This is a genomic window from Actinoplanes oryzae (genome assembly GCF_030757795.1).
Taxonomy (GTDB): domain Bacteria; phylum Actinomycetota; class Actinomycetes; order Mycobacteriales; family Micromonosporaceae; genus Actinoplanes.
On sequence record NZ_JAUQWH010000043.1, the window covers coordinates 21382 to 45889 of the forward strand.

The following is a 24508-nucleotide window of genomic DNA, read 5'->3' on the forward strand; positions in this document are numbered from 1 at the left end:
ACCCATGGTCGGTGCCGCAGATGGCGGTGCGCCGCCGGGCGGGTGACAGTTGCGTGACGGTAGGTTGGCACGGTGTCCGGCGGACTTCTGTCGGCCTGTCGCGGCCGCCGGCCGCCGGGCCTCTCTCGCCTGTCCGGGCCCGCCCGGCAGCCACGTGCGTTCCTGGCGCAGGGGCGCGGCGCACGGGAAGCAGAGAAATGCTCACTTCGGCGCGGGGCGCGCCGATCGGGGAGTGGCACAACCCGTGAGGTGATGCACTACGGTCAGTCGATCAGTGGGTCAGCCGGCGGAGGGAGCCGCGGTAGTGGGCACGGATTCCCACCTGCAGGCGTTGCGGACGTTGCACGCGGTCACCAAGCGCGTGCACGCGAGCCTCGACCTCACCGCCACCCTCGACGCCGTGGCCGCCGGCATCGTCGAGGTCGCGGGCTTCGGCCTGGCCGCGGTCAACCTGGCGGAGCCCAACGGCGACTATCTCACCGTCGCCGTGGCCGGCAGCGACGACCTGCGCAAGGAGCTGCTGGGCAGCCGCGGCTCCGCGGAGAACTGGCGCGAGTTGTTCCGCCGCTCCGAGCGCTGGGGCTCGCTCTATTTCGTGGACCACCGGGTCGGCGTACCGGAGAATCTGTATGTCTGGACGCCGGACATCGAGCCGAGCGAGGACCCGGACATGTGGCATCCGGAGGACTGCCTCTTCGCGCCGCTGTACGCGCCGTCGGGGGAGTGGCTCGGGGTGCTCAGCGTCGACCTGCCCGCGGGGCTGCGCCGCCCGGGCCCGGAGCAGCAGGAGATCCTGGCGCTCTTCGCCGAGCACGCGGCCATCGCCATCCAGCACGCGCGGCTGCACTCGGCCCTCGAGCGCAGCCAGGCCGAGGCGCAGTACGCCGCGACCCACGACTCGCTCACCGGCCTGGCCAACCGCGCGCTGCTGCGCACGCGCTCCGAGGCGGCCACGCCGCCCGGGCGGCGTGGCCAGCGGGTGGGTGTCCTGGTGGTGGACCTGGACGGCTTCAAGAAGATCAACGATGCGTACGGGCACGAGGCCGGCGACGAGGTGCTGGTGGCCGTGGCGGACCGGCTGCGCCGTGAGTTGCCCGACGCGGACGTCATCGCGCGCACCGGCGGCGACGAGTTCGTGGCCGTGCTGACCGGGCCCGCCCTGGCGGCACCGCTCTCCCGCACCGCCGAACGGCTGCGTTCGGCGCTCGCCGAGCCGATCGCCGGAGCCGCCGGGGCCTATCAGGTGGGCGCGAGCGTGGGCTGGGCGCTGGGCGAGCCGGGAGCCGACGTGGCCGTCCTGACCGCCGAGGCCGACCACGCCATGTACGCGCAGAAGCGCCGCTCCGGCTCGTACCTGTAAAAGAAGTTCCCTCGTCTTTTGTGAGGACCGTTACGCCGGTTCCCGGACCAGATTGGTCCCTGACGGACTACCTTGGTCCCTATGCCCCGCCCGACCCGGCAGGAGATCGACGACGAGATCGTCGACCATGCCGCCGCCCTGTTTGCCCGGCACGGGTTCCGTGAAACCTCCGTGCAGCGCATCGCCGACGCGGCGGGCTATTCCAAGACCGGGCTGCTGCACCGCTTCCCCAGCAAGGAAGCGCTCTGGGCGGCGGTCGCCGAGCGCTGCACCGCGCTGCTGCGCGAGGTCGCCGCCCGCCCCGGCGACCTGCCGCCCGGCCCCGCCCGCGACCGCGCGGTGCTCACCGCGCTCGCCGACGTCGCCCTGCGCCACCCCGGCATGATCGCCGTGGTGCTCAACTCGTTCAGCCGGGCCGCCGAGCACGGCGACTCGCCCCTGCTCGACGAGGTCGGCGCGGTGCTGCTGGCGGCCTTCGCCGTGCCCGACACCTTCCCCGACGTCGCTCGCGGCGTGCGGGTCGTGGGGGCCCTCGGCGCGCTCGCCGTCGCCGCCCTCGCCTGCCGTGACCTTCCCGCCGGCGAGGTGCGCGAGCACCTCGTCGCGGCCGCCTTCGACGCGCTCGGGCACCCGCGCCCGGCGACCTGAAAGGACCTCTCGTGGCCACCTTCCTGCACCGACTGGGCCTGGGCGCGTTCCGGCACCGGTTGCTCGTCACGGCCGTCTGGCTCGTGGTGCTGCTCGCCACCGTGGCGGGCGCCGTCTTCCTGTCCGGCAAGACGGTCAGCACCTTCAGCATCCCGGGCCAGGAGTCGACGACCGCCCTGCACCTGATCGACGAGCGCTTCGGCGACGGCGCCAACGGCGCGACCGCCCAGGTCGTCATGGCCGCCCCCGACGGCACCAAGATCACCGACCAGGCCAACGCCGGCAAGGTCGCCGCCCTCGTCGCGCAGCTCGGCAAGCTGCCCGGCGTCGCGAGCGCCTCGAACCCGCTGGACCCGCAGGCGCCGGCGGTGTCACAGGACCAGACCGCCGCGTACAGCACGGTGACGTACCCGGTGGTGGCCACCGAGATCACCGACGCCGAGCGTGCGCAGCTGCTCGACACGGTCGCCGCCGCCGGGGGCTCGGGCCTGACCGTCGAGATCACCGGCGAGGCCAGCCAGGAGAACGCGGCGGACATCGGCGGCCCGGCCGAGGCCATCGGCGTGGTCGTCGCGCTGCTCGTGCTGGCCCTCACGTACGGGTCCCTGGTCACCGCCGGCATGAACCTGCTCACCGCCGTCGTGGGCGTGGGCATCGGCGCCCTCGGCATCACCACGCTGACCGGCTTCGTGGACCTGCAGTCGACGACCCCCATCCTCGCCGTCATGCTCGGCCTCGCCGTCGGCATCGACTACGCCCTGTTCATCGTGACGCGGCACCGGCAGGAGCTGCTGCACGGGCGTACGCCGCAGGACGCCGCCGCCCTCGCCGTCGGCACCGCGGGCTCGGCCGTCGTCACCGCCGGCATCACCGTCGTCATCGCGCTCGCCGGTCTCGCCGTCGCCGGGGTCCCGTTCCTCACCGAGATGGGCATCGCCGCCGCCTGCACGATCGTCGTCGCCGTGCTGATCGCCATCACGCTGGTCCCGGCGGTCCTGGGCTTCATCGGCCGGCGCGCCCTGCCCCGCAAGCTGCGCACGGCCGCCGCCCCCGTCCCCGCCTCCGACGGGCGCGGCTTCTACAAGGGATGGGCCGCCGCCGTCACCCGCCATCGCGTGGTGAGCCTGCTGCTGGCCGTCGCCGTCCTCGCCGTCGTGTCGATCCCGTTCTTCTCCATGCGCACCTCGCTCATCCAGCCGCCCGCCGAGGGCAGCACCCAGGCCAAGGCCCAGGAGCTGATCGCCCAGCACTTCGGCCCCGGCTTCAGCGGCCCGCTGCTCGTGCTCGTCGACGGCGCCCCCGAGCGCGCCACGGCCCTCGCCCAGCAGGTCCAGGGCCTCGACGACGTCGCCCTGGTCGCCCCGCCCACCCCGAACCAGGCCGGCAACGCCGCCCTCATCACCGTCATCCCCGCCTCCGAGCCGGACAGCGCCTCCACCGTGGACCTCGTCCACGCGATGCGCGACAGCTTCGAGGGCCAGGACGGCGTCTACGTCACCGGCCAGACCGCGGTCAGCGTCGACGTGTCCCAGAAGCTCGAGGACGCCCTGCCCCGCTACCTCGTCCTGGTCGTCGGGCTCGCCCTGGTGCTGCTGATCCTGGTGTTCCGCTCGATCCTGGTCCCGGTCGTCGGCGTCCTCGGCTTCCTGCTCACCATCGGCTCCGCCCTGGGCGCCACCACCGCCGTCTTCCAGTGGGGCTGGCTGCAGCAGATCGTCAACGCCGAGACCACCGGCCCGCTGCTCAGCCTCTCGCCGATCATCGTCATCGGCATCCTCTTCGGCCTCGCCATGGACTACCAGGTCTTCCTGGTCTCCCGCATGCACGAGGCCCACGCCCACGGCGCCGCCCCCCGCGACGCCATCGTGACCGGCTTCCGCCAGGCCGCCCCGGTCGTCGTCGCCGCGGCCACCATCATGTTCTCGGTCTTCGCCGGCTTCGTCCCGGAGGGCAACGACACGATCAAGCCGATCGCCTTCGCCCTGGCCCTCGGCATCCTCTTCGACGCCCTGATCGTCCGCATGATCGCCGTCCCGGCGGCCCTGGGCCTGCTGGGCCGCGCCGCCTGGTGGCTGCCGCGGTGGCTGAGCTGGCTGCCCGTGCTCGACGTGGAGGGCACGGCCCTGGAGCGCAAGGTTCCCGAGCCCGAGCCGCCCCTCACCCCGCAGCCCGCCGCCCACTGACCGGCGCTGTGACGACCGGCCACACTCCACTGCGGAGTGCGGCCGGTCGTCTTCGTTCACCCGGCCCCGGCCTCCGGGTCCGCCGGGCCCCGGCAGGGGCCGGTCAGCGGGCGGCCGACCTCTGGGTCCGCCGGGCCCGGCAGGGCCGGTCAGCGGGCGGCGGCCAGGATCAGGGCGGTCACCTCCCGCGGGTGGCTCACCATCGCCGCGTGCGAGCTGGCGATCTCGACGGTGCGCGCCTTCGCCCGGGCGGCCATGAAGCGTTCCGCCTCCGGCGGGATGGTCCTGTCGTTCCCGGCGACCAGGTACCAGGAGGGGATCGTGCGCCAGGCCGGCGGGCCCGACGGCGTGCCGAGCGAGACCAAGGTGCCCGGGCGCTGGCCGGCAGCCAGGACGGCCGCCTGGGCCGGCGGCACGTCGGCGGCGAAGACCTGACGGAAGGCGTCCTGCCTGATGTACGCGTCCATGTCCAGTCCGGTCGGCGACTGCGGCACCGGCGGCGCCCCCGGATAGGGCTTGAGGTCGATGTTCTCCAGCAACGACGAGTGCCCGCCGCCGAGGGCGTTGGCGTCGGCGACCGACTCACCCTCCTGCAGGGCGTACGCGGCGATGTAGACCAGCGACCGCACGTGGGGGTTCCCGGTCGCCGCGTTCGTGATGACGGCGCCCCCGTACGAATGGCCGACCAGCACGATCGGCCCGGTGAGCGTGCTCAGGAACGTCCGCAGGGATTCGGCGTCGCCGGTCAGGCTGCGCAACGGGTTCGGCGGGGCGTAGACCGGGTAGCCGAGGCGCTGCAGCGCCGCGATGCTGTCGCCGAAGCCGGACGCGTCGGCGAAGGCGCCGTGCACGAAGACGATCGTCGGCTTCGGGCCCGTCTTGCCGCCGGCCAGCGCCGCCGTGGTGACGGCCGGCGTCACTCCGGCGATCAGGGCGAACGCGGTGAGCAGGCCCAGCAGTCGCTTCCTCACGCGAACCTCCGGACTAAGGCCAGGGCGGTGTCGCAGACCTCGCGCCAGCCGCCGTCGATGGTGAGGGAGTGGCCGCGGTTCTCGATCGACGCGATCTCGGTGACGCCCTCGTTCTCGGACTGCAGCTTGAACGCGGCCCGGTTGATCGCCGGCGGTGAGGTGTTGTCCCCGATGCCCTCGATGATCAGCAGCGGTCCGCGCTCGGGGTTCTGGTAGTCGGCCTTGGCCTCGGTCCACGGGTTGAGGTTGGCCGCGGCGGCCTGGAACAGCGGCTCGCCCGACGCCGGGACCGCGAACTCCTTGTAGAGGACCTGCGCCTCCTCCTCGCTGACCGCGCTGGCGAAGGCGAAGCGGAACTGGTCGTAGGTCAGCGGGATGGCCCGGTGCCGGTTGAGGGGGTTGCCCAGCACCGGGGAGGACGCCTTGAGCGCCGAGAACGGCAACGGCAGCACGCCGCGGAAGGGCGCCGAGTCGATCGCCACGGAGGCCGCGGCCAGGCCCCGGCCGGCGACGATCATGGTGAGCAGGCCGCCGAAGGAATGGCCGATCACGGCGGGTTTGCGGGTCAGCCCGGCGATGATCTCGGAGTAGTGGTCGGCGACGTCGCCGACGCTCTTGCCGGCGAAGACCTCCGGGTGCGCGTTGGCCTCCTCGACGGTCTCCGGGTCGTCGGGCCAGCCGGGGGAGACCGGTGCGTAGCCGGCGTCGGCGAAGACCCGGGCCCACCGGTCCCAGCTCGACGGCAGCAGCCACAGGCCGTGGATGAACACGACGGGCCGCAGCCCGGACGCGTTGGCGGCCTCGACCTGGTCGGCCGCCGACCGGGTGATGTGGGGCAGATCTGACATGCGGTGCTCCTCGCGCTCCGAGATGACGTGACCTTGACGCTATTGACGCCGGGCGCCCGCGAATGGCCGCTGTGTGCACGGGATCAGGCCAGTTGTGCCGCCGGGATGCGCGATGGTGCGTCGCGGGCGTCGCGGCGCCACTCGCGCGGCGTCATGCCGTACGCCTGGCGGAACCGGCGGGCGAAGTGGGCCATGTCGGCGAAACCGCAGGCGTGCCCGACGGAGGCGATCGTGGGCGGACGCGGGGACGGCGCCGCCAGGCGGGACCTCGCCGCCTCCAGGCGGACGGCCATGATGTGCCCGGCGAGGCTCTGCGGGTCGGCGGCCCAGACCGCGTAGAGCCGGCGCACGGAGACCGCGTGGGCGCGGGCGATCCGCAGCGGGCTCAGGCCGGGGTCGGCGAAGTGCCGCCGTACGTAGATCTTGGTCTGCGCGAGCAGGGCGCCCGCGTCGTCGTCGGGTCGCGGGTGGCGGGAGTCGGCGGCGCCGGCCACCAGCGCGCGGACCAGCTCCAATGTGGCCGCGCCGAGCATCTGCCCGGCGGCGCCGGGCAGCACGGCGTCGATGTCGCGCGCGACGCCCCGCACGTGATCGACGAGCAGCCGGTACAGCGGGCTGCTGGGCAGCCGCCCGGACGCCGCGTGGATCAGCTCTCGTGGCAGGCCGAGCGCGGCGTGGTCGAGGTTGACCGCGTAGGTGGAGCCGTCGCCGTAGCGGCCGAAGTCGTATGCCGCCGCGTGGTCGACGACGAGCGCCTCCCAGCGTGCGGTCTGCTCATGTCGCCGCTCACCGTGCTGGCCGAAGCTCCACCGGCCCGGGCTCAGGACGACCAGGCCTATCCGGTCCTCGGCACATTCCCGGACCTGCCGCGGGGTGCGCCGCAACACCAGGCCGGAGCTGGTGCGATGCAACAGGGTGGCGGTGCCGCCGAGCTCCCAGACGTCGAGGCGGGCGTGGACGCGCTCCTCGGTCTCGTGGGTGAGCAGGGCCGGGACCCGCGCGTACCGCATCGCGGCCCGCACGGCCTCGGCCCGCTCGCGCGGCGCGATGGTTGTCGTGTCGAGGACGAGCGCCATGGGTGCGAGCTTGTCAGCGGCGGGGGGTGCCGCGCATCGCACGGTCGTGCGAGGACATCACTCGTGGGCCAGGACGATCCGGACCAACTCCACCCGGGAATGGACGTCCAGCTTGGCGAAGACGTGCCGCAGGTGGGTGTTGACCGTGTGCGGCGAGACGCCGAGACGTTCCGCCGTCTCCCGGTTGGTCAGCCCCTCGGCCGCCGACCGGGCCACGACCAGCTCGGCGTGGGTCAGCGACTCCCATCCGTGGCGCACCTCGGCCCGCCGGCGCACGCCCAGCTGCCACAACCGCCGCCTGGCCCGGTCGGCGTCCCAGGTCGCCCCGGCGGCGGTGTACAAGGTGGCGGCCTGATCGAATGCGGCTACCGCGGCGGCACCCCGGGAGAGCCGCCCGAGGTCCTCGGCCGCGGATGCGGTGGCGAGCGTCCGGGTACCCCCGGCGAGCAGGTCCACGGCGGCCCTGACCTGGTCCGGGTCGCCGTCGCGCAGCCCGCGGGAGTGGGCGGCCGACGCGGCGATCGCCGCCACGCCCGGGTTGCGGCGGGCCCGTTCCTCGGCGCCGGCCACGGCGGCCGCCGCGAGGGCGGCGTCCCCGGCGGCGAGGGCGAGGCGGACCAGGTGCGGTTCGGTGGTGACGTCCCGGGACAGCCGGGGCAGCACGTCCAGGTCGTCGGAGGGTCCGGCGGCGCGCAGCTCGGCGCGGGCGGCTGCCGCGTCACCGCGGGCCAGGGCCTGCCGGGCCAGCAACCAGGTGACGTGCCGGCGGCCGTCGTCGAAGGCCCGGGCCGCGAGGGTGGCCCGGGCGATCTGCGCGCACTTGCCGGCGAGGTGCCTGTCGCCGGTGTGGATCGCGGCGATGCCGAGCGCGGCGAGCCCGGTCGCGTCCGGCAGGGCCAGAGCCACCTCCAGCCCCTCCGCGCTGAAAGCGCCGTCGAGTGCGGCGACGGCGTCGGTCAGCCGCCCCTGCTGCAGGAGCAGCCAGCCGTGCCAGATGTCCCACCGCGGTGCGATCCAGGCCTGCCGGTCGCGTACCGCGATCTCCTGCCCGCGCCGGACCACGCGCGCGGCTTCGTCGAACCGGTCCAGGTGCGCCAGCAGGCTGCTGCGGAACCATTGCGAGGCCTGCACCTCGGTGTTCCGCTCGGAGCCGCCCGAGAGCCGGCTGATCTCGTTGATCCGCAGCGACATCGCCGGGTAGTCGAAGGTCCCCTCGGCGATCGCGAGCCGCCCGAACTCCAGGCTGATCGCGGCCTGAGGGTCCCCGGTGGCGCGGACCACCGGGTCGGCCCGCGCCGCGGCCTTCCCGGCGTCGGCGATGCGGCCGGCCGCGGCCAGGCTGAGGACGAGGACGGCCAGATGCCGGGCCCGCATCGGCTCGGAGACGCCGGGCAACGCCAGCGCGACCCGGCTCGCGCCGACCCGGAAGTCGGCCGGCAACGAGTACATCTGGGCGATCCCGAGCCGCACCGACGCCTCGGCCTCCGGCGGCAGCGCCGCGCCCAGTTCGGCCGCGGCGAAGTCGCGCGCCTGCGTGTCCCGGCCGGCGGCGTGCAGCAGCACCGCCGTGGTCGCGACCAGCGCGGAACGCTCGGGGTCGCCGGGAGGGGTCAGCGCCAGCGCGGTCCGCGTCAGCTCGCTGGCGCCCAGCGGGTCGGTCGGCGCGACGGCCTGCGCGGCCGCCCCGAGGGTCCGGGCGGCGGCCCGGTCACCCGGGCGGGCGCTGGCCGACAGGCGGGTGGCGACCTCCAGCGGCGTGGCGCCCGAGGCGAGCAGCACCTCGGCGGCCTGCCGGGCGAGCGCCTCACGGGCGGCCCGCGGAACACACGCGCCGACCGCCTCACGGATCAGATCGTGCGGGAACTGCAGCTTGCCGTCGTCATCGGTCAGGATCTCGGCCCGGATCAGCTCGCCGACCGGCTCGAGCACCGCGGTCGCCGGGGCGCCGAGCATGCCGGCGAGGTGGTCGAAGGCCAGCGACCGCCCGAGCGCCGCCGCCGCGTACGCGGCCTGCCGGCCCAGGGGGCTCAGCGTGCTGAGCCGTTCGCGCACCCGGTCGCGCAGGCCCGGCGGTGGATCCTCGCCGCCCGGTGCCCGGAGCAGCTCCACCACCAGGAACGGATTGCCCGAGGCCCGGTGCGCCGTGCTGAGCTGGGCCGCGGTCGGCGCCTCGCCCAGCACGTCGGTCGCGACCTCGGCGACGGCGGCCGGGTCCAGCGGGCCGAGGACCAGCCGCCCGGCCTGCTGCTCCGCGACGGCCCGGAGCAGCGCGGGAGACGCCTCGCGGGCCCGGTAGGCGGCGAGCCACACGATCGGCAGCCCGGCCGTGCGGGCGGGCAGCACCCGCAGCGCCTCGATCGTGCCGGAGTCCGCCCACTGGAGATCGTCGAGACAGATCAGGATCGGCCCGCGCATCGCCGCCCGCTCGAGGAGCTCCTGCAGCTCCAAGAGGATCCAGTACCAGATCGGCGACCGGGTCCGCAGCTGCGTCAGGCCGGTCGCGTCGAGGACCGGATCCGCCCCGGCGAACAACGCCCGGAACAGCGTCGCCATCGGGTCGGCGCTCGCATCCGCGTCGGAGCCGGACGACCCGCACCGCAGACCCGCCGCGCCGGCCAGGCGGACCGCCTCGGCGAGCAGCCGGGTCTTGCCGAAGCCGGGCCCCGCCTCGACCAGCAGGACCGTCCCGCGGCCCTCCTTGGCATCGACCACGGCCGCCTCGACAGCCGCCAGTTCCGCCGCCCGCCCGCGCAGCGGCCGCTCCGTTCCCGATGTCACCCCCGCACGCTATCGGCGTTGATCGTTCCGGTCACGCCGGCGGCGGTGGGTCCACGGGAGTGTCGCGGCTCTGGATGGTGGCGGCTGCTTGGTGGAGGTCGGTCAGGATCGTCCGGACCGCTCGGCGGGCTGCCCGGTCGGGGCGGTGAAGGACGTCGATGTGGCGGCGGGCGGGGATGCCGGTGAGGGGGCGCAGGGTCAGGGCGGGGTGGGGGCGGGCGGTCCAGCGGGGCATCAGGGCCAGGCCGCCGCCCGCCGCCACCACTTCGGCGGCCGCGGTGAAGTCGTTGAGGCGGTGGGCGAGGGTGAGGGGGCGGTTCGCGGCGGCGGCGACGGCGTCGAGGGGGGCCAGCAGCGGGAAGCCGTCGTGGACGGTGACCCAGGGCTGGTCCGCGACGTCGTGCGGGCCGAGGTGCGGCTTGGCGGCCAGGGGGTGGTCGCGGGGCAGCGCCACGTCGAGTGGTTCGCGCAGCAGCGTGGTCGCGACCACGGTGTCCGGCCATCGGGGTGCGGGGCCGAGGTGGTGGGCCAGGACGAGGTCGTACTCCCGGGTCAGCCGCGGGAACTGGTCCTGCGCGACGTCGTTGTCGGCGAGGGCGAGGTGGGGGCGTCCGGGACCGGCGAGGGCGAGCAGCAGGGGGAAGAAGGTGGCGGCCGCGCTGTGGAACGCCGTCACTGACACGTGGGCGTCGGGGCGGCCGGTGAACTCGTCGATGGTGCTGCGCGCCCGGGCGAGGGCGGTTTCCACCTCGATCGCCGCGGCGGCCAGGGTGCGGCCGGCGGCGGTGAGAACCAGGCGGCGGCCGTCGCGTTCGGTGAGGGGGACCGGGATCGAGCGTTGGAGCAGGCGTAGCTGCTGGGAGACCGCCGACGGGGTCATCAGGAGCGCTTCGGCCGTCGCGGTGACGCTGCCCAGCTCGCCGAGTTCGCGCAGGACTTGCAGCTGCCGCTCGTTCACCCGTACCAGTGTAGTGATGCTTCAAGGTCGTTGAAGAAGATCGGTCTGGGCTTCAAGGTCACGGGCGCGCAGGGTGGAGGCGTGCTCAAGGGTCGCCGCACCGACATGGTGCTTCTCCTGGTCGCCGCCGTGTGGGGCTCCAGCTATCTGGCCGCGAAAACCGCTACCTCCGTGCTGCCCGTCCTGGTGGTGCTGGTCGCCCGGTATGCGATCTCAGCGGTCGCCTGCCTCGGCATTGTCGGCAAACGGCGGTTCACTCGGGACGAGGTGCGGGCCGGAGGGCTGCTGGGAGTGACGCAGGCGGCTGTGCTGACGCTGGAGACGTACGGCGTCGCGTACACCAGCGCCGCCAACGCCGGCCTCATCATCAGCCTCACCATCGTGCTCACTCCGCTGCTGGACGGTGCGGCGGGCACGAGGCGGCTGCCCCTGAGCTTCTTCGCCGCCACGGGCGTGTGCCTGTCGGCCGTCACGCTGCTCATGGCCGGCACCGGGTTCCAGCGCCCGCGCGGCGGTGACCTGCTGATCCTCGCCGCCGCGGTGGTACGCGCGGGACACGTCGTGCTGGTCGGGCGGTTGACGCGGGGCCGGGCCGTACGGCCGCTGCAGGTGACGGCCGTCCAGATGGTCGTTGGCGCGGCCCTGCTCGTGGGGCCCGCCGCGGGCAGCCTGCCGATGCTGACCCAGGTCGGCGCCTCGGTCTGGGCGCAGCTGGTCTATCTCGCGTTGTTCTGCAGCGTGTTCGCCTTCCTCGCGCAGACGTGGGCAGTGCAGCAGACCTCGGCGAGCCGGGCCAGCCTGCTGCTGGGCACCGAACCGGTCTGGGCGTTCGTGATCGGCATCGGTCTCGGCGGCGAGCGCGTCACCGTCCTGGCGGGGATCGGGTCGGCGCTCATGGTGGCCGGGACGTACTGGGGGCAAAGCATCGACCGGGCCCACCGGGCCCGGTCAGCCGGGCGGGCCGGCGCGGACGATGCGGAAGGCCTCCTCCAGCGGCGTCTCCCAGGGCAGCATGTCGCGTAGCAGCCACGTCACGCCGGCCGCCTCGTACTCGGAGATCAGCGTGCCGGGGTCGCGCGGCAGGGTGCGGCTGACGATGACGTCGTACGGGCCGTCGGTCGTGCGGTGCTCGCGGATGTAGTCGATCATCGTGCGCGCGGACGAGGGCGACGAGGGCAGGATGGAGAAGCCGTCGTCCCGGATGTCCATCTCGACCGGTGCGGCGCCGTCCCAGCGGGCGGCCCGGCGGAACGGGCGCTTGTTCGGCCAGTAACCGGCCACCCACACCGGGATCCGGTCCTGCACCGGCCGCGGCAGGAAGGTGGTCTCCCGGACGGTGTAGTGCTCGCCGGTGAAGGCGAACGGCTCGCCGGTGCACAGGCCGTGCACGATGGCCAGGCACTCGTCGAGCTTGGCGGCCCGGACCCGGGCGTCGCCGTCCTCCCCGAACTGCTCGAACTCCGCCTCCCCGGAGAAGCCGAGGCCCACGCCCAGGATCATGCGGCCGGCCGAGAGCTGGTCGAGGGCGACGACCTCGCGGGCGACCTTCCAGGGGCGGCGGCGGGCGAGCTGGGCGACCATGGTGCCGATCCGGATCCGCTCGGTGCTCGCCGCGATCGCGGCCAGGGCGACCCACGGGTCGGTCACCGGCGGCCGGGTCGTCAGGTCGAAGACCAGGGAGTCCCACACGAAGACGGCGTCCCAGCCGGCGCCTTCGGCCTCCCGGGCCAGCCGCACCAGCACGCGCGGGTCCGCGTACTCCCCGATCACCGGCAGATTCACCGCGTGGCGCATGGTCCGACCCTAGCCCACGGCGCTGGCCTGGCGGTGGACCACGGCGGCGGCCTCGGCCGGGGGCAGCGGCCGGTAGAAGTGGAAGCCCTGCCCGATGGTGCAGCCCATGTCGATCAGGGCGGCGGCCTGCTCGGCCGTCTCGATGCCCTCGGCCACGACGGTCATCTTGAAGGCCCCGCCCAGGTGGACCACCGCCTCGCACACCGAGCGGGCCTCGGCGTCGTCGGCGATGCCGGTCACGAACGAGCGGTCGATCTTCAGCGTGGTGACCGGCAGGCTGCGCAGGTAGCTCAGGGCCGAGTAGCCGGTGCCGAAGTCGTCGACGGCCAGCCGGATGCCGAGATCGCGCAGCGCCTGCAGCCGCCCGATGATGAGCGGGTCGGGCTGCAGGATGACGCTCTCGGTGATCTCGAGGGTGAGCCGGTCCGCCGGGAAGCCGGTCTCGGCCAGGATGGTCTCGACGGTCTGCACCAGGTCGGCCTGGGCGACCTGTTTCGGGGACAGGTTCACCGACAGGCGCAGCGCCTCGGCGCCGGGGGACGCGGCCCGCCAGCCGGCCGCCTCCCGGCAGGCCGCGCGCAGCACCCAGGCGCCCAGCGGCACGATGGCGCCGGTCTCCTCGGCCAGGTCGATGAACTCGCCGGGGCCGAGCAGCCCGCGCACCGGATGGTTCCACCGGACCAGCGCCTCGGCGCCCAGCAGCTCGCCGGTGACCAGCGCGACCGCGGGCTGGAAGTAGACCACCAGCTCGTCCCCGGCGACGGCCCGGCGCAGGTCGGCCTCGCGCGCCTTGGTGTCCAGCACGTCCGAGAAGTACTCGAACCGGCCGCGTCCGGCGCGCTTCGCCGCGTACAGGGCGGTGTCGGCCTGCTGCAGCAGCGTCTCGCCGGAGGTCTCCGGGTCCTCGCGGACCGCCACGCCGATGCTCGCCTCGACCATGAGCACGTGCTCGCCGAAGATCACCGGCGTGCGCAGCGCCTCCAGCAGCCGGGCGGCGGCCGCCCCGGCGACCTCCCGCGACGGCAGGTGATGCAGCAGCACCGCGAACTCGTCGCCGCCGAGCCGCCCGGCCAGGTCGCCGTCGCGGATCACCGAGCGCATGGCGTTCGCGGCGGCGACCAGCACGGCGTCGCCCGCCTCGTGGCCGAACGTGTCGTTGATGGGCTTGAACCGGTCGAGGTCGACGAGCATGACCGCGGTGTGGTGGCCGGGGCGGATCGGCTGCCGGGCGATCTGTTCCAGGCGCTGGGTGACCAGGGTGCGGTTGGCCAGGCCGGTCAGCCCGTCGGTGACGGCCATCTCCCGGTTGTCGCGCAGCGCGTGCAACTGCCGGGCCATCACCAGCAGGGTGAGCACGGCGGAGCCCAGGATCATGCCGCCGTACGGGTCGAGCGGCAGGTGCGACGACTGCTCGGCGAGCAGGACGTAGGCGGCGACGCTGGCCGCGTACGGGAGGATGAACACCGGGTTGCGGTCGCCGCGCCTCGGTCCGGAGCGCCGCGGCCGGCGGTACTGCTGGTCCGCCGCCACCACGAGCAGGAAGCAGCCGGCCAGCCACAGCAGGTCCGGCCACGAGCCGCCGGTGAAGCGGCCGTGCAGCTGGATCCAGGTGTAGGAGACGTCGGCGGTCACGGTCAGCGCGATCGACCCGGCGAGCAGCAGCATCGGGGCCGGCGTCTCCGGCTGGTGACGCCGCAGCATGGCGGTCGACATGGCCAGGACGAGCAGCAGGTCCCCGACCGGCAGCGCGGCCGTGAACGAGCGCTCCCACCAGCTCAGGCCGGGCGCGTTGAGGATCGGTCCGAGCAGCAGGTACCACAGCGCCATGAACCCGCCGGCGCCGACGATCAGCACGTCCAGCGCCAGCTTCTGCCGGTCGCGCCGGCGCCGCGACTGCCCGGGCAGCATGAGCAGCCCGGCGAACATGAACGGCGAGAAGAGCAGGAAAAAGTAGTCGGCGGGCGACGGGTAGCCGGTGGTGTGCGTGACGTGCTCCTGCACGAACCACGAGCAGTGCGCGGCCAGCTGGCAGCCGAACGCGAAGGCGATCACCAGCCACGCGCGCCGGGTCCGCGGCTCCTGCCGCTCCGACAGCGCCACCCGGACGGCCAGCACGGTGAAGACGAGCGCCTGCGGGACGTACGAGGCGTCGGTCACCAGCCTGCCGACCTCGTCGCCGCCCCACCCGCCGAAGTACCACGCCTGCTGGACGACCAGCAGAAGCGCGCAGGCGAGCACGCTCGCGGCGGCAGCCGGCCCGGTCCGGATCCACGTACCCATCACCCGTCCGTTCGGCGGGGGCGCCGGGATCGTGAGCCGTTCGGCGGGACGGTTCTAGGAGCGCAGGCCGTCGAGGGCGAGGGCGAGGACGCGGTCGCGCTGGGTGTCGTCGGTGTACGCGGCGGCGGTGAGGCCGCTGACCAGGCGGAGGATGTCGTCGAAGCGGGCGTCGGGGCGGACGGCGCCGGACTGCTGGGCCCGGTGGAGGAGGGGTTCGCCGGCTGCGTACATGGTGGCGCGGCAGGTGGCGAACATCTCGGACTCGCGGTTGAGGGCCTCGACGACGGCTCGTTTGGTGACGGCGTAGTCGACGAAGCGGTGCAGCCACGTGACGAGGGCGTCCCACGGGGGGAGCCCGGCCACGTCGGCGGCGACGCGGGCGAGCTGGTCGACCTCCTCGACGTACACGGCTTCGAAGAGGTCGCGGCGGGTCGGGAAGTTGCGGTAGAGGGTGCCGATGCCCACGCCGGCGCGGCGGGCGATGTCCTCGAGGCTGGCGTCGGTGCCCTGCTCGGCGAAGGCGGTGCGAGCCGCGGCCAGCAGGGCGTCGAAGTTGCGGCGGGCATCGGCGCGCTGGGGGCGGCGGACCGGGAGCGCGGACATGGAGACCCTCCTCACAGACTCCGGAGTTGCCAACCGGAGGAACCCCTCCACTAATCTGGAGGCATGCCTCGACTTTATCAGGCGGCGCCGCGCGTGACGTTCACCGTGCTGGCTGCCGCCGCGGCTGCGTTCTCGCTGATGCAGTCGCTCGTCACACCGGTGCTGCCGACCATCCGGCAGGACCTGCACACCGACGCCGGCACGGTCACCTGGGTGCTCACCGCCTGGCTGCTCAGCGCCTCGGTGTCCACGCCGCTGCTCGGCCGCGTCGCCGACATGGTGGGCAAGGACCGCACGCTGCTCGTCGCGCTCGGGGCCATCGTCGCCGGATGCGCCCTGGCCGCCCTCGCCCCGAACGTGGGCGTCCTCATCGCGGCCCGGGTGGTGCAGGGCCTGGGCGGCGCGGTCTTCCCGGTGTCGTTCGGCATCATCCGCGACGAGTTCCCGCCCGCGCGCGTGGCCTCGGCCGTCGGCGTGCTGGCGGCGGTCATCGCCACCGGCGGCGGCATCGGCATCGTGCTCGCGGGCCCGATCGTGGGGGTGCTCGACTGGCGCTGGCTGTTCTGGATCCCGATGGCCGTCGTGGTCGTGGTGACCGCGGTCGCGTGGCGGGTCGTCCCGCCCTCGCCCGTACGGATGCCGGGGCGCTTGAACTGGGTGTCGGCCGTGCTGCTCTCGGGCTGGCTCGTGGCGCTGCTGCTGCCGCTGAGCAAGGGCTCCACGTGGGGCTGGGGCGACACCAGGACCCTCGGGCTGCTCGGCGCCGCGGCCGTGCTCTTCGCGGGCTGGCTCGTCGCGGAGCTGCGCTCGGCCAACCCGCTCATCGACATGCGCATGATGCGCCTGCCCGCCGTCTGGACCACCAACCTGGTCGCCCTGCTGTTCGGCGCGGCGATGTTCGGCATCTTCGCCTTCCTCCCGCAGCTGCTGCAGGTGCCGGCCGCCAGCGGCTACGGCTTCGGCGCCACCGTCACGACCGCCGGCCTGCTGATGCTGCCGATGATGGTGACCATGGCCGTCTCCGGCTCGGCCAGCGGCCCGCTGTCGCGCTGGCTGGGCAGCAAGGCGCAGGTGCTCGTGGGCGCCGGGCTGGCGACGCTGTCCTGCCTGGCCCTCGCCCTGGCCCACGACGCCTACTGGACGATCGCCGTCACGGGCGCCGTGTTCGGCGTCGGGATGGGCCTGGTCTACTCGTCGCTGGTCAACCTCATCGTCCAGGCGGTGCCCCGGCACCAGACGGGCGCGGCGAGCGGCATGAACACCAACATCCGTACGGTCGGCGCGTCGCTGGGCACCGCCCTGGTCAGCTCGATCGTCACCGCCCACCCGGGCGCCGGCGGGCTGCCCGCGGAGTCCGGCTACACGACGTCGTTCCTGGTGCTCGCCGGCGCGGGCGCCGCGGCCTTCCTGGTCGCCCTGCTGATCCCCGTGGCGCGGACGCGGGTCGTCCCGTCGGCGGCGCCGCGCGAAGAATTGGTCGAGGTCTGAGCGTCAGCGCGCATACTGGTGTCCATGTCCTCATCGGAGAGTGCCGCGCACCGGAGTCACCGCACCGGGTTGACCGTCCGGTAGCGCCGTGGACGTCCTCCTGCTCGGTCCGGTCCAGGTCCGGCTCGACGACGAGGTCCACGAGGTCGGGCCGCCGCAGCGGCGGCACGTCCTCGCGGCACTGGCCGTCGACGTCGGACGGACGGTCAGCCCGGAGACCTTGATCGACAGGGTGTGGGACGAGCCGCCGGAGGGTGCGCGCCGGACATTGCACTCCCATCTCGCCCGGCTGCGCCGGGTGCTCGCGGCGGGGCAGGGAACCCAGGGGCGGTTGCTGCACCGCTCCGGGGGCTACCTGCTCGCCCTCGACGCCCACCAGATCGACTACCAGCGTTTCCGGCAGCTCGCCGCGCGGGCCGGTGAGCCCTCGCTGACCGACGACGACAGGCTGTCGCTGCTCGGCGACGCCCGGGCGCTGTGGCGTGGCGAACCGCTGACCGGTCTCACCGGCCGCTGGGCGCGGCAGGTCCGGGAGGCCTGGCACCGGCAGTACGCCGAAGCAACGGTCCGCTGGTCCGGGGCGGCCGTACGGGCGGGGCGTGCCGTCCTCGTCGTCGAGGCCCTCTACGAGCTGGCCTCCCGGCGTCCGCTGGACGAACCCGTGGCGGGAGCTCTGATGGCCGCCCTGCACGCGAGTGGCCGGACCGCCGAGTCGCTCCGGCTGTTCGCCGGTCTGCGCGCCGGGCTGCGCGCGGAACTCGGCACCGACCCCGGTGCCGAGCTGCAGCGGTTGCACGAGGCCATCCTGCGCGACGAGGAGCTCCCGGTCCCCGGCGGCGTGGTCCGTGCCACGGATCACCGGCCGCCGCGCCCGGCTCAGTTGCCGCCCGACGTACCGGTCTTCAGCGCACGTGACCAGGAGCTGGCGACCCTCTCCGCCGTCTCGGCCCGGTCCCGGACGGGTCGCCCGGGCCCCGCCGTCTGCCTCGTCCACGGCACCGGCGGGATCGGCAAGACCTGGCTGGTCGTGCACTGGGCCCAGAAGCATCGCCACCTGTTCCCCGACGGTCAGCTGTTCGTGAACCTGAGGGGGTTCGATCCCAGCGGCGAACCCCTGAGCAGTGCCGTCGCGCTGCGCGGTTTCCTGACGGCCCTCGGCGTACCGCCCGGTTCGCTGCCGGCCGGCGTGGACGCGCAGGCGGCCCTCTATCGCACGCTGGCAGCGGACAAGCGCCTCCTGGTCGTGCTGGACAATGCCCGGGACAGTGCCCAGGTGGCCCCCCTCCTGCCGGGCTCGGCGTCCGCCACCGTGCTGGTGACCAGCCGTGCCGTTCTCACCGGCCTGATCGGGAGCCACGGCGCGGAGCCGCTCGTGCTGGACGTGCTCGGCGCCGCCGATGCCCGGACCCTGCTGGCTCGCCGCCTCGGCGAGCAGCGGCTGGCCGGGCACGCCGCCTCGGTCGCCACCGTGATCGCCGCGTGCGGCGGGCTGCCGCTGGCCCTGGGCATCGCGGCCGCCCGGGCGGCGATCCGGCCGATGTCGGCGCTGCCGTCCGTGGCCGGCGAGCTGGCGGACGCGGGAACCCGCCTCGCCGCCCTGGAGGAGGACCATGCACAAGCGGGTCTCCGCGCCGTGCTGTCCTGGTCGTACGCGGCGCTGGACCACCGCGACGCCCGGGTCCTGCTGCTGACCGCCCTCGCGCCCGGTGCCGATGTCAGCCTCCCGGCCGTCGTGGCCGTCAGCGGTCTCCCCGAGCGAGACGCCACCGCCGCTCTGCGCGCCTTGCACCGGTACTCCCTGCTCACCGAGCACACCGCCGGGAGGTGGCGCGTGCACGATCTGGTCCGCCTCTATCTGGTCGAACGGGCCGGGCAGGATCTCACCGGCGACGACCGGGACAGGGGTCTGCGCAGGCTGGTCGACTTTCTCCTGATCACCGCGGCCGAGGGCGACAGGGTCCTCAACCCGACCCGGCCGCGGCACGACTTCGGGGCGATGTCGGAAGGTGTCACCGCCGTCCCGCTCGCCGGCGAGGCCGCCGTCCTGGCCTGGATGGACGCCGAGTACGCCGCCATGACGGAGGCGCAGGCACTCGCTGCCCGCCGGCGGTGGTGGGACAGGACCTGGCAGCTGGCCTGGGCACTGGACACCTACCAGCGCTGGCGCGGGCACGTGCTCGACCACATAGCGTCCTGGCAGGCCGGACTGGCCGCGGTCCGGCACCTGCACGACCCGGTGGCCGAGAGCTTGGCGCTGCGTCTCTCCGCCCACGCCTTGACCCACGCCTCCCGCCACGACGAGGCGCTCGGGCAGCTGGGCCGCGCGCTGCACCTGGCCCGGCAGACCGGCGACCGGGCGGCGCAGGCACAGATCCACCGGACCTTCTCCCGGGTGCACGACCTGGCGGAGGACCTGCCACCGGCGCTGGACCACGCGATCGAGGGGCTGCGGCTGTTCCGGGAGGTGGGGGACCAGGTCAGCGAGGCGGAGGCCCTCAACGGGGTGGGCTGGTGCCTGGCCCGCCTCGGCCGGTACGCGCAGGCCCGCCCCTACCTCGACGACGCGCTGCGGCTCGCCCGGCTCGACGGTCAGCGCAACTGCGAGGCCGGAATCCTGGACAGCCTCGGGTACACGGCCGGGCTGGCGGGCGACCACCGCGAGGCGGTCTCCTGGTACGAGCAGGCCCTCACGATCTTTCGTGAGCTCGACTTCACCTACATGGAGGCCGACGTACTGGAGTGCCTGGGCGACAATCACGCGGCACTCGGCGATGCGGCCGTCGCGGAGCAGCACTGGCGCCACGCCCATCGGCTCTACGTCCGGCAGCACCGTGTGGCGAACGCCGACCGGGTGAGCCGGCGGCTCGGCGGCGCGCCCGGCATCAGGTGACCCCCGTGGCGACCCCGGGGCCCGGCTCCGCCAGCAGCTGGGTCGACACCAGCTCGCTGTAGAGCGCGTCGGACTTGAGGAGAGCGGCGTGGGTCCCCGTCGCGCGGACGACTCCCCGGTCGAGCACGACGATCTGATCGGCCGACGTGACGGTCGACAGCCGATGGGCGATGAGCAGGACGGTGCAGGCCGGGGCGACGCGGTCGATGACGCCGCGCAGAGCCTGTTCGTTGCGGGCATCGAGGCTTGCGGTCACCTCGTCCAGCAGGAGCACCGAGGGCCGCCGCAGCAGAGCACGGGCGATCGCCAGCCGCTGTCGCTCACCGCCCGACAACAGCACCCCACGCGGCCCGACCCTCGTCTCCAGGCCCTGGTCGAGCCGATCCACCAGCTCGGCGAGGCCGCTGTCCCGGAGCGCCGCCGCGATCTCTCCGGCGGACGCCCGGGGCCTGCCGTAGAGCAGGTTGTCCCGGATGGTTCCCGACAGCACGGCCGCGTCTTGCTCCACGTAGGCCATCGCGGCGCGTACCTGCGCCCGGCTCATCGTGGCGATGTCGCGCCCGCCGAGCTCGATGACGCCCTGGGCCGGTTCGTAGAACCGCTGCATGAGCGCGAAAAGCGTACTTTTGCCGGCTCCGGAGAGCCCGACCAGTGCCGTCCTGGTGCCGGGCGCGGCGCGGAACGAGACCTGGCGCAGCGCGGGCGGGCGGCCCCGATAGGCGAACGACACCTCACGGATCTCCACGGCCGGCGGCCGCGCCGGCGCGGTGACCACCGCCGGCCGGCCCGCGTCGTCCTCCACGTCCATGGTCTCGATCTCGCGGATGCGGACGGTCGCGCCCAGCCCCTGCTGCAGGTGCGCCAGCCCGCCGCTGAGGGCGGCCAGCGGTGCCGCCAGGTAGAAGACGTAGAGCAGGAAGGCGATGAGGGAGGACACGTCGATGCTGTTCCTCGCGACGAGCACGCCTCCGGCGCCGAGGACCGTCAGGAATGCCCCTTGCATGCCGCTCGTGCCGATGATGCCGGCGGCCGCGTGGTAGCGGGCCGCGCCCAAACCGGACCGGTACGCCCTCTCGATCGTCTCGTCGGCGAGCGTCGCCTCCCGGTCCTCCGCGGCGTTCGACTTGACCGTCCGGAGGGCACCGACGGAGCGGTCCAGCCGCGACCCCAGCTCCCCGACGGCCGTCTGGGTCTCGGTGACCGCTCGCCGGATCCGCGGCATGACCCACCGGAGAGCGATCGCGACCCCCGCGAGCGCCGTCGCGGTCGCCGCGAACAGGACCGGCTGGATCACCAGCATCAGCACGCAGGCCCCCAGCAGGGTGAGCGCACCGGTGACCACCATGACGAAGCCCTGGCTCGCGGCGTTCTGCAGGAGGGCGCTGTCGGCGGTGACCCGCGACACCAGGTCGGCGGGCGCGGTCCGGTCCAGCTCGGCCACCCGGAGCCGGAGCAGCCGCCCGGCCAGCGAGCGGCGCACCTGCCGCACGATGCGTTCCGCGGTCCGCCGCTGCAGCCACACGGTCCAGCCGCTGACCACGGCGGATGTGCCCATCAGCAGGACCATCAGGGCGAGCACGGGCCCGAGGCCTTCACCGGCGGCCAGCGCGTCGAGGGCATGCCGGGCCGCCAGCGGCTGGAGCAGGCCGGCAGCGCTGGTGAGCAGGGTGAGGACCAGAGTCAGCCCGAGGATCGCGCGGTGCGGGCGCGCGTACCGCCACAGAGTGGCCCACGATCGCGCGGACGTGTCCCGCTCCTCGGCCGGCCGGACGGTCGTTGCCACGCTTCCTCCTCCGCGTCGCCCTCGGCGGGAGGCCGTGGCCGGCACAGCGCCGGCCACGGCCCGATGGTGGTGCGGCGGGATCAGCCCCAGTTGTCGAAGAACCAGACGATCTCGTCGTTGTTGCGCTCGTCGTAGTAGCCCGTCTCGGCGGCGAAGTCGCCGAGCTCCGTCAGCACGGGGCTCTCGTAGGTCTCGGACATTCCGGACACCTCTTTCTGGTCTGACTTCCCTGAGCCCAGGTGAAGTCGCCGGCCCGGCACGGTCGTGCCGGGCAGATCTCGGCGGACGTGCGCGTCCGCGTCAGTACCGTGGTCGTCGCGGTGAGCCCGGCGTCGTCACACCGAGCAGATCGTGGTGAGAGCCGTGCCGTCGCCCGACTCGTCGACCGGCCGGCCGCACGCCTCCACCCAGGCGTGCGCGGTGAACGGCGGGGCCGCGAGCACTCCGGCGCACCAGGTGACCGATCGGCCCCATGCGCGGCAGACGAGGAAGGTGGCGATCGACCGCTGCAGACAGGCCTTCCGTCCGCAACATCGCGTGCTGACGGTCAGCACCAGGTTGCGAGCCCGCTGCGCTTCGGCGTAACTCGCCGGCGGCGCACCTCGCCGTACCGTCGCCAGGATCCGGCACAGGTCTGCGGGGCGTCGCCGGGCCAGCACGCGGGCCACTCCGACCGCGGCCGAGACCACGAGCCGGTGCGGCACCGGGACGGCGACATCGTCGTCGGGCAGGACAGGCATGTCAGCACACCGCCAATCCGCCGGCCCGCAACTGCTCCAGCAGGGTGTCGACGTCCCGGACAAGCCGGTCGTCCCCGACGTCGAAACGGACCCGGAGATCGTCCAGGGCGCCGTCCCGGCCCCGGCCGGCGCGCACCGCCGCGACGATCACCGCCGCCGTCCGGCTGAGCTGCCAGTAGCGTCCGGTCCGCAGGTCCAGCAGGACGGCGCCGTACTCGGTGGGGGTGAATGTGACCTCAGCGCGCAGAGTGATCGGCACGGTCCGCTCCCTTCGCCGCCGTCGCGTCGCCGTGGTTCCGGGTGAACAGGGCGCAGGTCAGGGTGGCATCGAGGTCCCGCACCGGCACCCACCGCTCGCCCGGGAAGGCGCGGGCGGCGAGCACGTCGCGGTCGATGATGTGGTGCTCGGCCAGGTACGAGTGGTGGCACAGGCTCTGCAACTCGGCCCGTCCGGCCCGCAACCCGCGAACAGCCTGCGCGGTGCCGCCGGTCTTCCGCGAGCGGCGCAGGAAGTCGTCGGGCAGCAGCCCGCGCATGGCCTCCCGCATCAGCGGTTTGAACCGGCGGGGGTGGGACCGGTCCGGCAGCCGCACCGCCAGGCAGGCCTCGACGACACGATCGTCGAAGAAGGGTGCTTCGAACGCCACGCCGAGATCGGCGCCCAGTTGCGCGGCGGCGCGGGCGACGGTCGCCCCGTCCCGGATCGCGCGCAGGTAGGCGTGTTCGCCCAGCGCCGGTGACAGCGGCTCGGCGGTCGCGGCGATCGCCAGCAGCCGCGCTTGCACGGCGGCCCGGTGGCCGGAGCTGAGCCAGGGCGGCCAGTACATCCGGTGTCCCCAGCTGATGCGCAGCGTGGGTTCCGCGAACTCGTCACGGGTGCCCATCGCGGCGATCGTGCGCCGCAACCAGGTGCCGTACGACTCCGACCGGAACAGCGGCCCGAACGCGGTGCGGGCCGGCATGTCCTCCAGGAGCTGCAGAGCGCGCACCCGGCGCAGAGCGGTGACCGGATGCCGGCGCAGGATGGTGTGATCCCAGGCCGGCATGGACGTCAGCAGGTGGTCGCCGCCGAGCCCGGTGAGGTACGCCCGGGCGCCCAGCTCCCGCGCTCCGGTGATCATCGCCGCCATCCGGGGCGCGGCGCGAAGGGCGTCGGACGGCTCATCGAAACACGTCCGCACCGCGGACAGGCCCGCGTAGAAGCCGGGCAGCCCGTCGAGCGAAAAAACGCGGTGCTGCACGCAGGGCAGGGCGGGCAGCGCCTTGCGCGCCCACATCAGGTCCTCCCGGCCCCCCGGATCGTCGTTGTAGGCGGTCCCGGCGAGCACGGTCGCCGGCCCTCGCGCGGCGAAGTAGGTCAGGGGCGTCGAGTCGAAGCCTCCGGACAGGTCGGCGTGGATGACACCGCCGGCCGCTGTCCTGGTCGCCACCGCCGCGGCGAGCGTGTCGCGGAGCCGGCGGGCACCGGCCGCGATCCCGAGCTCGGCGGCCGGCGGCGTCCACCAGCGGCGCCGGCGCACCCTTTCGCCCGCGGCGTCGATCCAGGCGGCCTCGCCGGCGCGAACCGGTTCGACACCACGCCAGAGCGGCTCGTCGAGACAGGGGTAGGGGAGCGACCTGACGGTCCGCAGCGCGATCGTCGTGTCGTCGAAGGGCAGCGATCCGATCCGGGCCAGGACGTCCGCACGGTCGGCGGCGATCCGGACGCCACCGATGCGGGCCGTGGCGAACCGGCGGGCGCCCGTGGCCGAGCTGAGCACCCCGATCGCCCCGTCCCTGGTGGCGAGGACGCCGAAGCCGCCGTGCCGGGTGCGCGCGAGCGTCTCGGGACCGTCCTCGTGGTGCGCCGCCCGGGTCAGTGCGGCGGCGTCGGCGTCGCTGAAGCCGATGACCGCCACCCGGGTGCGGCCCACGAGCGCGGACACCGCCACCTGATCCGCCGGATGAGTGTGCAGGAGCCACGGTCTGCCGGAGGCATGCCGGACGACGGTGTGACCGTCACCCAGCCGCTGTGCCAGCTCGTCGGCTGCCGGGTGGTCGGGCAGCGCGATGACGTGCCAGCCTGTGCCTGATACCACGATTCCTCCCGGTCGGCGTCGGCGTGCCTT

The 24508-nt window shown here is 74.0% G+C and carries 19 protein-coding genes; 6 read left to right on the top strand and 13 right to left on the bottom strand.

Features of this window, described 5'->3' with window-relative positions:
• Positions 1–304: 304 nt before the first annotated feature.
• From RBH18_RS16530 to RBH18_RS16540, 3 genes are all read left to right on the top strand, one after another.
• Positions 305–1360, top strand: a complete 1056-nt coding sequence (locus RBH18_RS16530) for a sensor domain-containing diguanylate cyclase (protein WP_306208635.1) — start codon at positions 305–307, stop codon at positions 1358–1360.
• An 81-nt stretch (positions 1361–1441) separates the two neighbouring features.
• Positions 1442–2008, top strand: coding sequence for a TetR/AcrR family transcriptional regulator (locus RBH18_RS16535; RefSeq protein ID WP_306208637.1), 567 nt, complete (start codon positions 1442–1444; stop codon positions 2006–2008).
• 11 nt (positions 2009–2019) lie between these two features.
• Positions 2020–4191, top strand: a complete 2172-nt coding sequence (locus RBH18_RS16540) for an MMPL family transporter (RefSeq protein WP_306208638.1) — start codon at positions 2020–2022, stop codon at positions 4189–4191.
• A gap of 149 nt (positions 4192–4340) precedes the next feature.
• Here RBH18_RS16540 and RBH18_RS16545 read toward each other — a convergent pair whose 3' ends face one another.
• The 5 genes from RBH18_RS16545 to RBH18_RS16565 form a co-directional block, all read right to left on the bottom strand.
• Positions 4341–5162 (bottom strand): alpha/beta fold hydrolase, encoded by an 822-nt coding sequence (locus tag RBH18_RS16545; RefSeq protein WP_306208640.1) that lies wholly within the window; start codon positions 5160–5162, stop codon positions 4341–4343.
• Positions 5159–6010: an alpha/beta hydrolase gene (locus RBH18_RS16550; protein WP_306208642.1), complete on the bottom strand. Its 852-nt coding sequence runs from the start codon at positions 6008–6010 to the stop codon at positions 5159–5161. The genes RBH18_RS16545 and RBH18_RS16550 overlap by 4 nt, the downstream gene beginning before the upstream one ends.
• An 83-nt stretch (positions 6011–6093) precedes the next feature.
• A complete protein-coding gene (locus tag RBH18_RS16555) occupies positions 6094–7086 on the bottom strand; it encodes a helix-turn-helix domain-containing protein (RefSeq protein ID WP_306208644.1) in 993 nt (330 codons plus the stop codon).
• Positions 7087–7143: 57 nt separating this feature from the next.
• A complete protein-coding gene (locus RBH18_RS16560) occupies positions 7144–9864 on the bottom strand; it encodes a LuxR C-terminal-related transcriptional regulator (protein WP_306208646.1) in 2721 nt (906 codons plus the stop codon).
• A gap of 31 nt (positions 9865–9895) precedes the next feature.
• Positions 9896–10822, bottom strand: a complete 927-nt coding sequence (locus RBH18_RS16565) for a LysR family transcriptional regulator (RefSeq protein WP_306208648.1) — start codon at positions 10820–10822, stop codon at positions 9896–9898.
• Positions 10823–10852: 30 nt separating this feature from the next.
• Here RBH18_RS16565 and RBH18_RS16570 point away from each other — a divergent pair, with 30 nt between their 5' ends.
• Positions 10853–11845 (top strand): DMT family transporter, encoded by a 993-nt coding sequence (locus tag RBH18_RS16570; protein WP_306208650.1) that lies wholly within the window; start codon positions 10853–10855, stop codon positions 11843–11845.
• Here RBH18_RS16570 and RBH18_RS16575 read toward each other — a convergent pair.
• Genes RBH18_RS16575 through RBH18_RS16585 form a run of 3 tightly spaced genes read right to left on the bottom strand, consistent with a single transcriptional unit; the run spans position 11771 to position 15499 of the window.
• Positions 11771–12616 (bottom strand): LLM class flavin-dependent oxidoreductase, encoded by an 846-nt coding sequence (locus RBH18_RS16575; protein ID WP_306208652.1) that lies wholly within the window; start codon positions 12614–12616, stop codon positions 11771–11773. The two genes, RBH18_RS16570 and RBH18_RS16575, sit on opposite strands and share 75 nt — an antisense overlap.
• Before the next feature lie 9 nt (positions 12617–12625).
• Positions 12626–14896: a putative bifunctional diguanylate cyclase/phosphodiesterase gene (locus tag RBH18_RS16580; RefSeq protein ID WP_306208654.1), complete on the bottom strand. Its 2271-nt coding sequence runs from the start codon at positions 14894–14896 to the stop codon at positions 12626–12628.
• Between the two features lie 54 nt (positions 14897–14950).
• The gene (locus RBH18_RS16585) at positions 14951–15499 is read right to left on the bottom strand and encodes a TetR/AcrR family transcriptional regulator (protein ID WP_306208656.1); all 549 of its coding nucleotides are present in this window, start codon (positions 15497–15499) and stop codon (positions 14951–14953) included.
• 63 nt (positions 15500–15562) lie between these two features.
• On the opposite strand from RBH18_RS16585, the gene RBH18_RS16590 reads away from it, so the two are divergent.
• Together RBH18_RS16590 and RBH18_RS16595 are read left to right on the top strand one after the other, a co-directional pair.
• A complete protein-coding gene (locus RBH18_RS16590; protein ID WP_306208658.1) occupies positions 15563–16987 on the top strand; it encodes an MFS transporter in 1425 nt (474 codons plus the stop codon).
• An 88-nt stretch (positions 16988–17075) separates the two neighbouring features.
• The gene (locus RBH18_RS16595; RefSeq protein ID WP_306208660.1) at positions 17076–19877 is read left to right on the top strand and encodes an AfsR/SARP family transcriptional regulator; all 2802 of its coding nucleotides are present in this window, start codon (positions 17076–17078) and stop codon (positions 19875–19877) included.
• On the opposite strand, the gene RBH18_RS16600 is transcribed toward RBH18_RS16595, so the two are convergent.
• The 5 genes from RBH18_RS16600 to RBH18_RS16620 all read right to left on the bottom strand — a co-directional run bounded on the left by RBH18_RS16600 (position 19870) and on the right by RBH18_RS16620 (position 24478).
• The gene (locus RBH18_RS16600) at positions 19870–21660 is read right to left on the bottom strand and encodes an ABC transporter ATP-binding protein (RefSeq protein ID WP_306208662.1); all 1791 of its coding nucleotides are present in this window, start codon (positions 21658–21660) and stop codon (positions 19870–19872) included. The genes RBH18_RS16595 and RBH18_RS16600 overlap by 8 nt on opposite strands.
• 80 nt (positions 21661–21740) lie before the next feature.
• Positions 21741–21860, bottom strand: coding sequence for a keywimysin-related RiPP (locus RBH18_RS16605; protein ID WP_306208664.1), 120 nt, complete (start codon positions 21858–21860; stop codon positions 21741–21743).
• A 135-nt stretch (positions 21861–21995) separates the two neighbouring features.
• The gene (locus RBH18_RS16610) at positions 21996–22400 is read right to left on the bottom strand and encodes a lasso peptide biosynthesis B2 protein (RefSeq protein WP_306208666.1); all 405 of its coding nucleotides are present in this window, start codon (positions 22398–22400) and stop codon (positions 21996–21998) included.
• 1 nt (position 22401) lies between these two features.
• On the bottom strand, positions 22402–22659 hold the full coding sequence (locus RBH18_RS16615; RefSeq protein ID WP_306208668.1) for a lasso peptide biosynthesis PqqD family chaperone: 258 nt from the start codon (positions 22657–22659) through the stop codon (positions 22402–22404).
• Positions 22637–24478 (bottom strand): asparagine synthase-related protein, encoded by a 1842-nt coding sequence (locus tag RBH18_RS16620; protein ID WP_306208670.1) that lies wholly within the window; start codon positions 24476–24478, stop codon positions 22637–22639. Before RBH18_RS16620 ends, RBH18_RS16615 begins: the two co-directional genes overlap by 23 nt.
• Between the last annotated feature and the right edge of the window lie 30 nt (positions 24479–24508).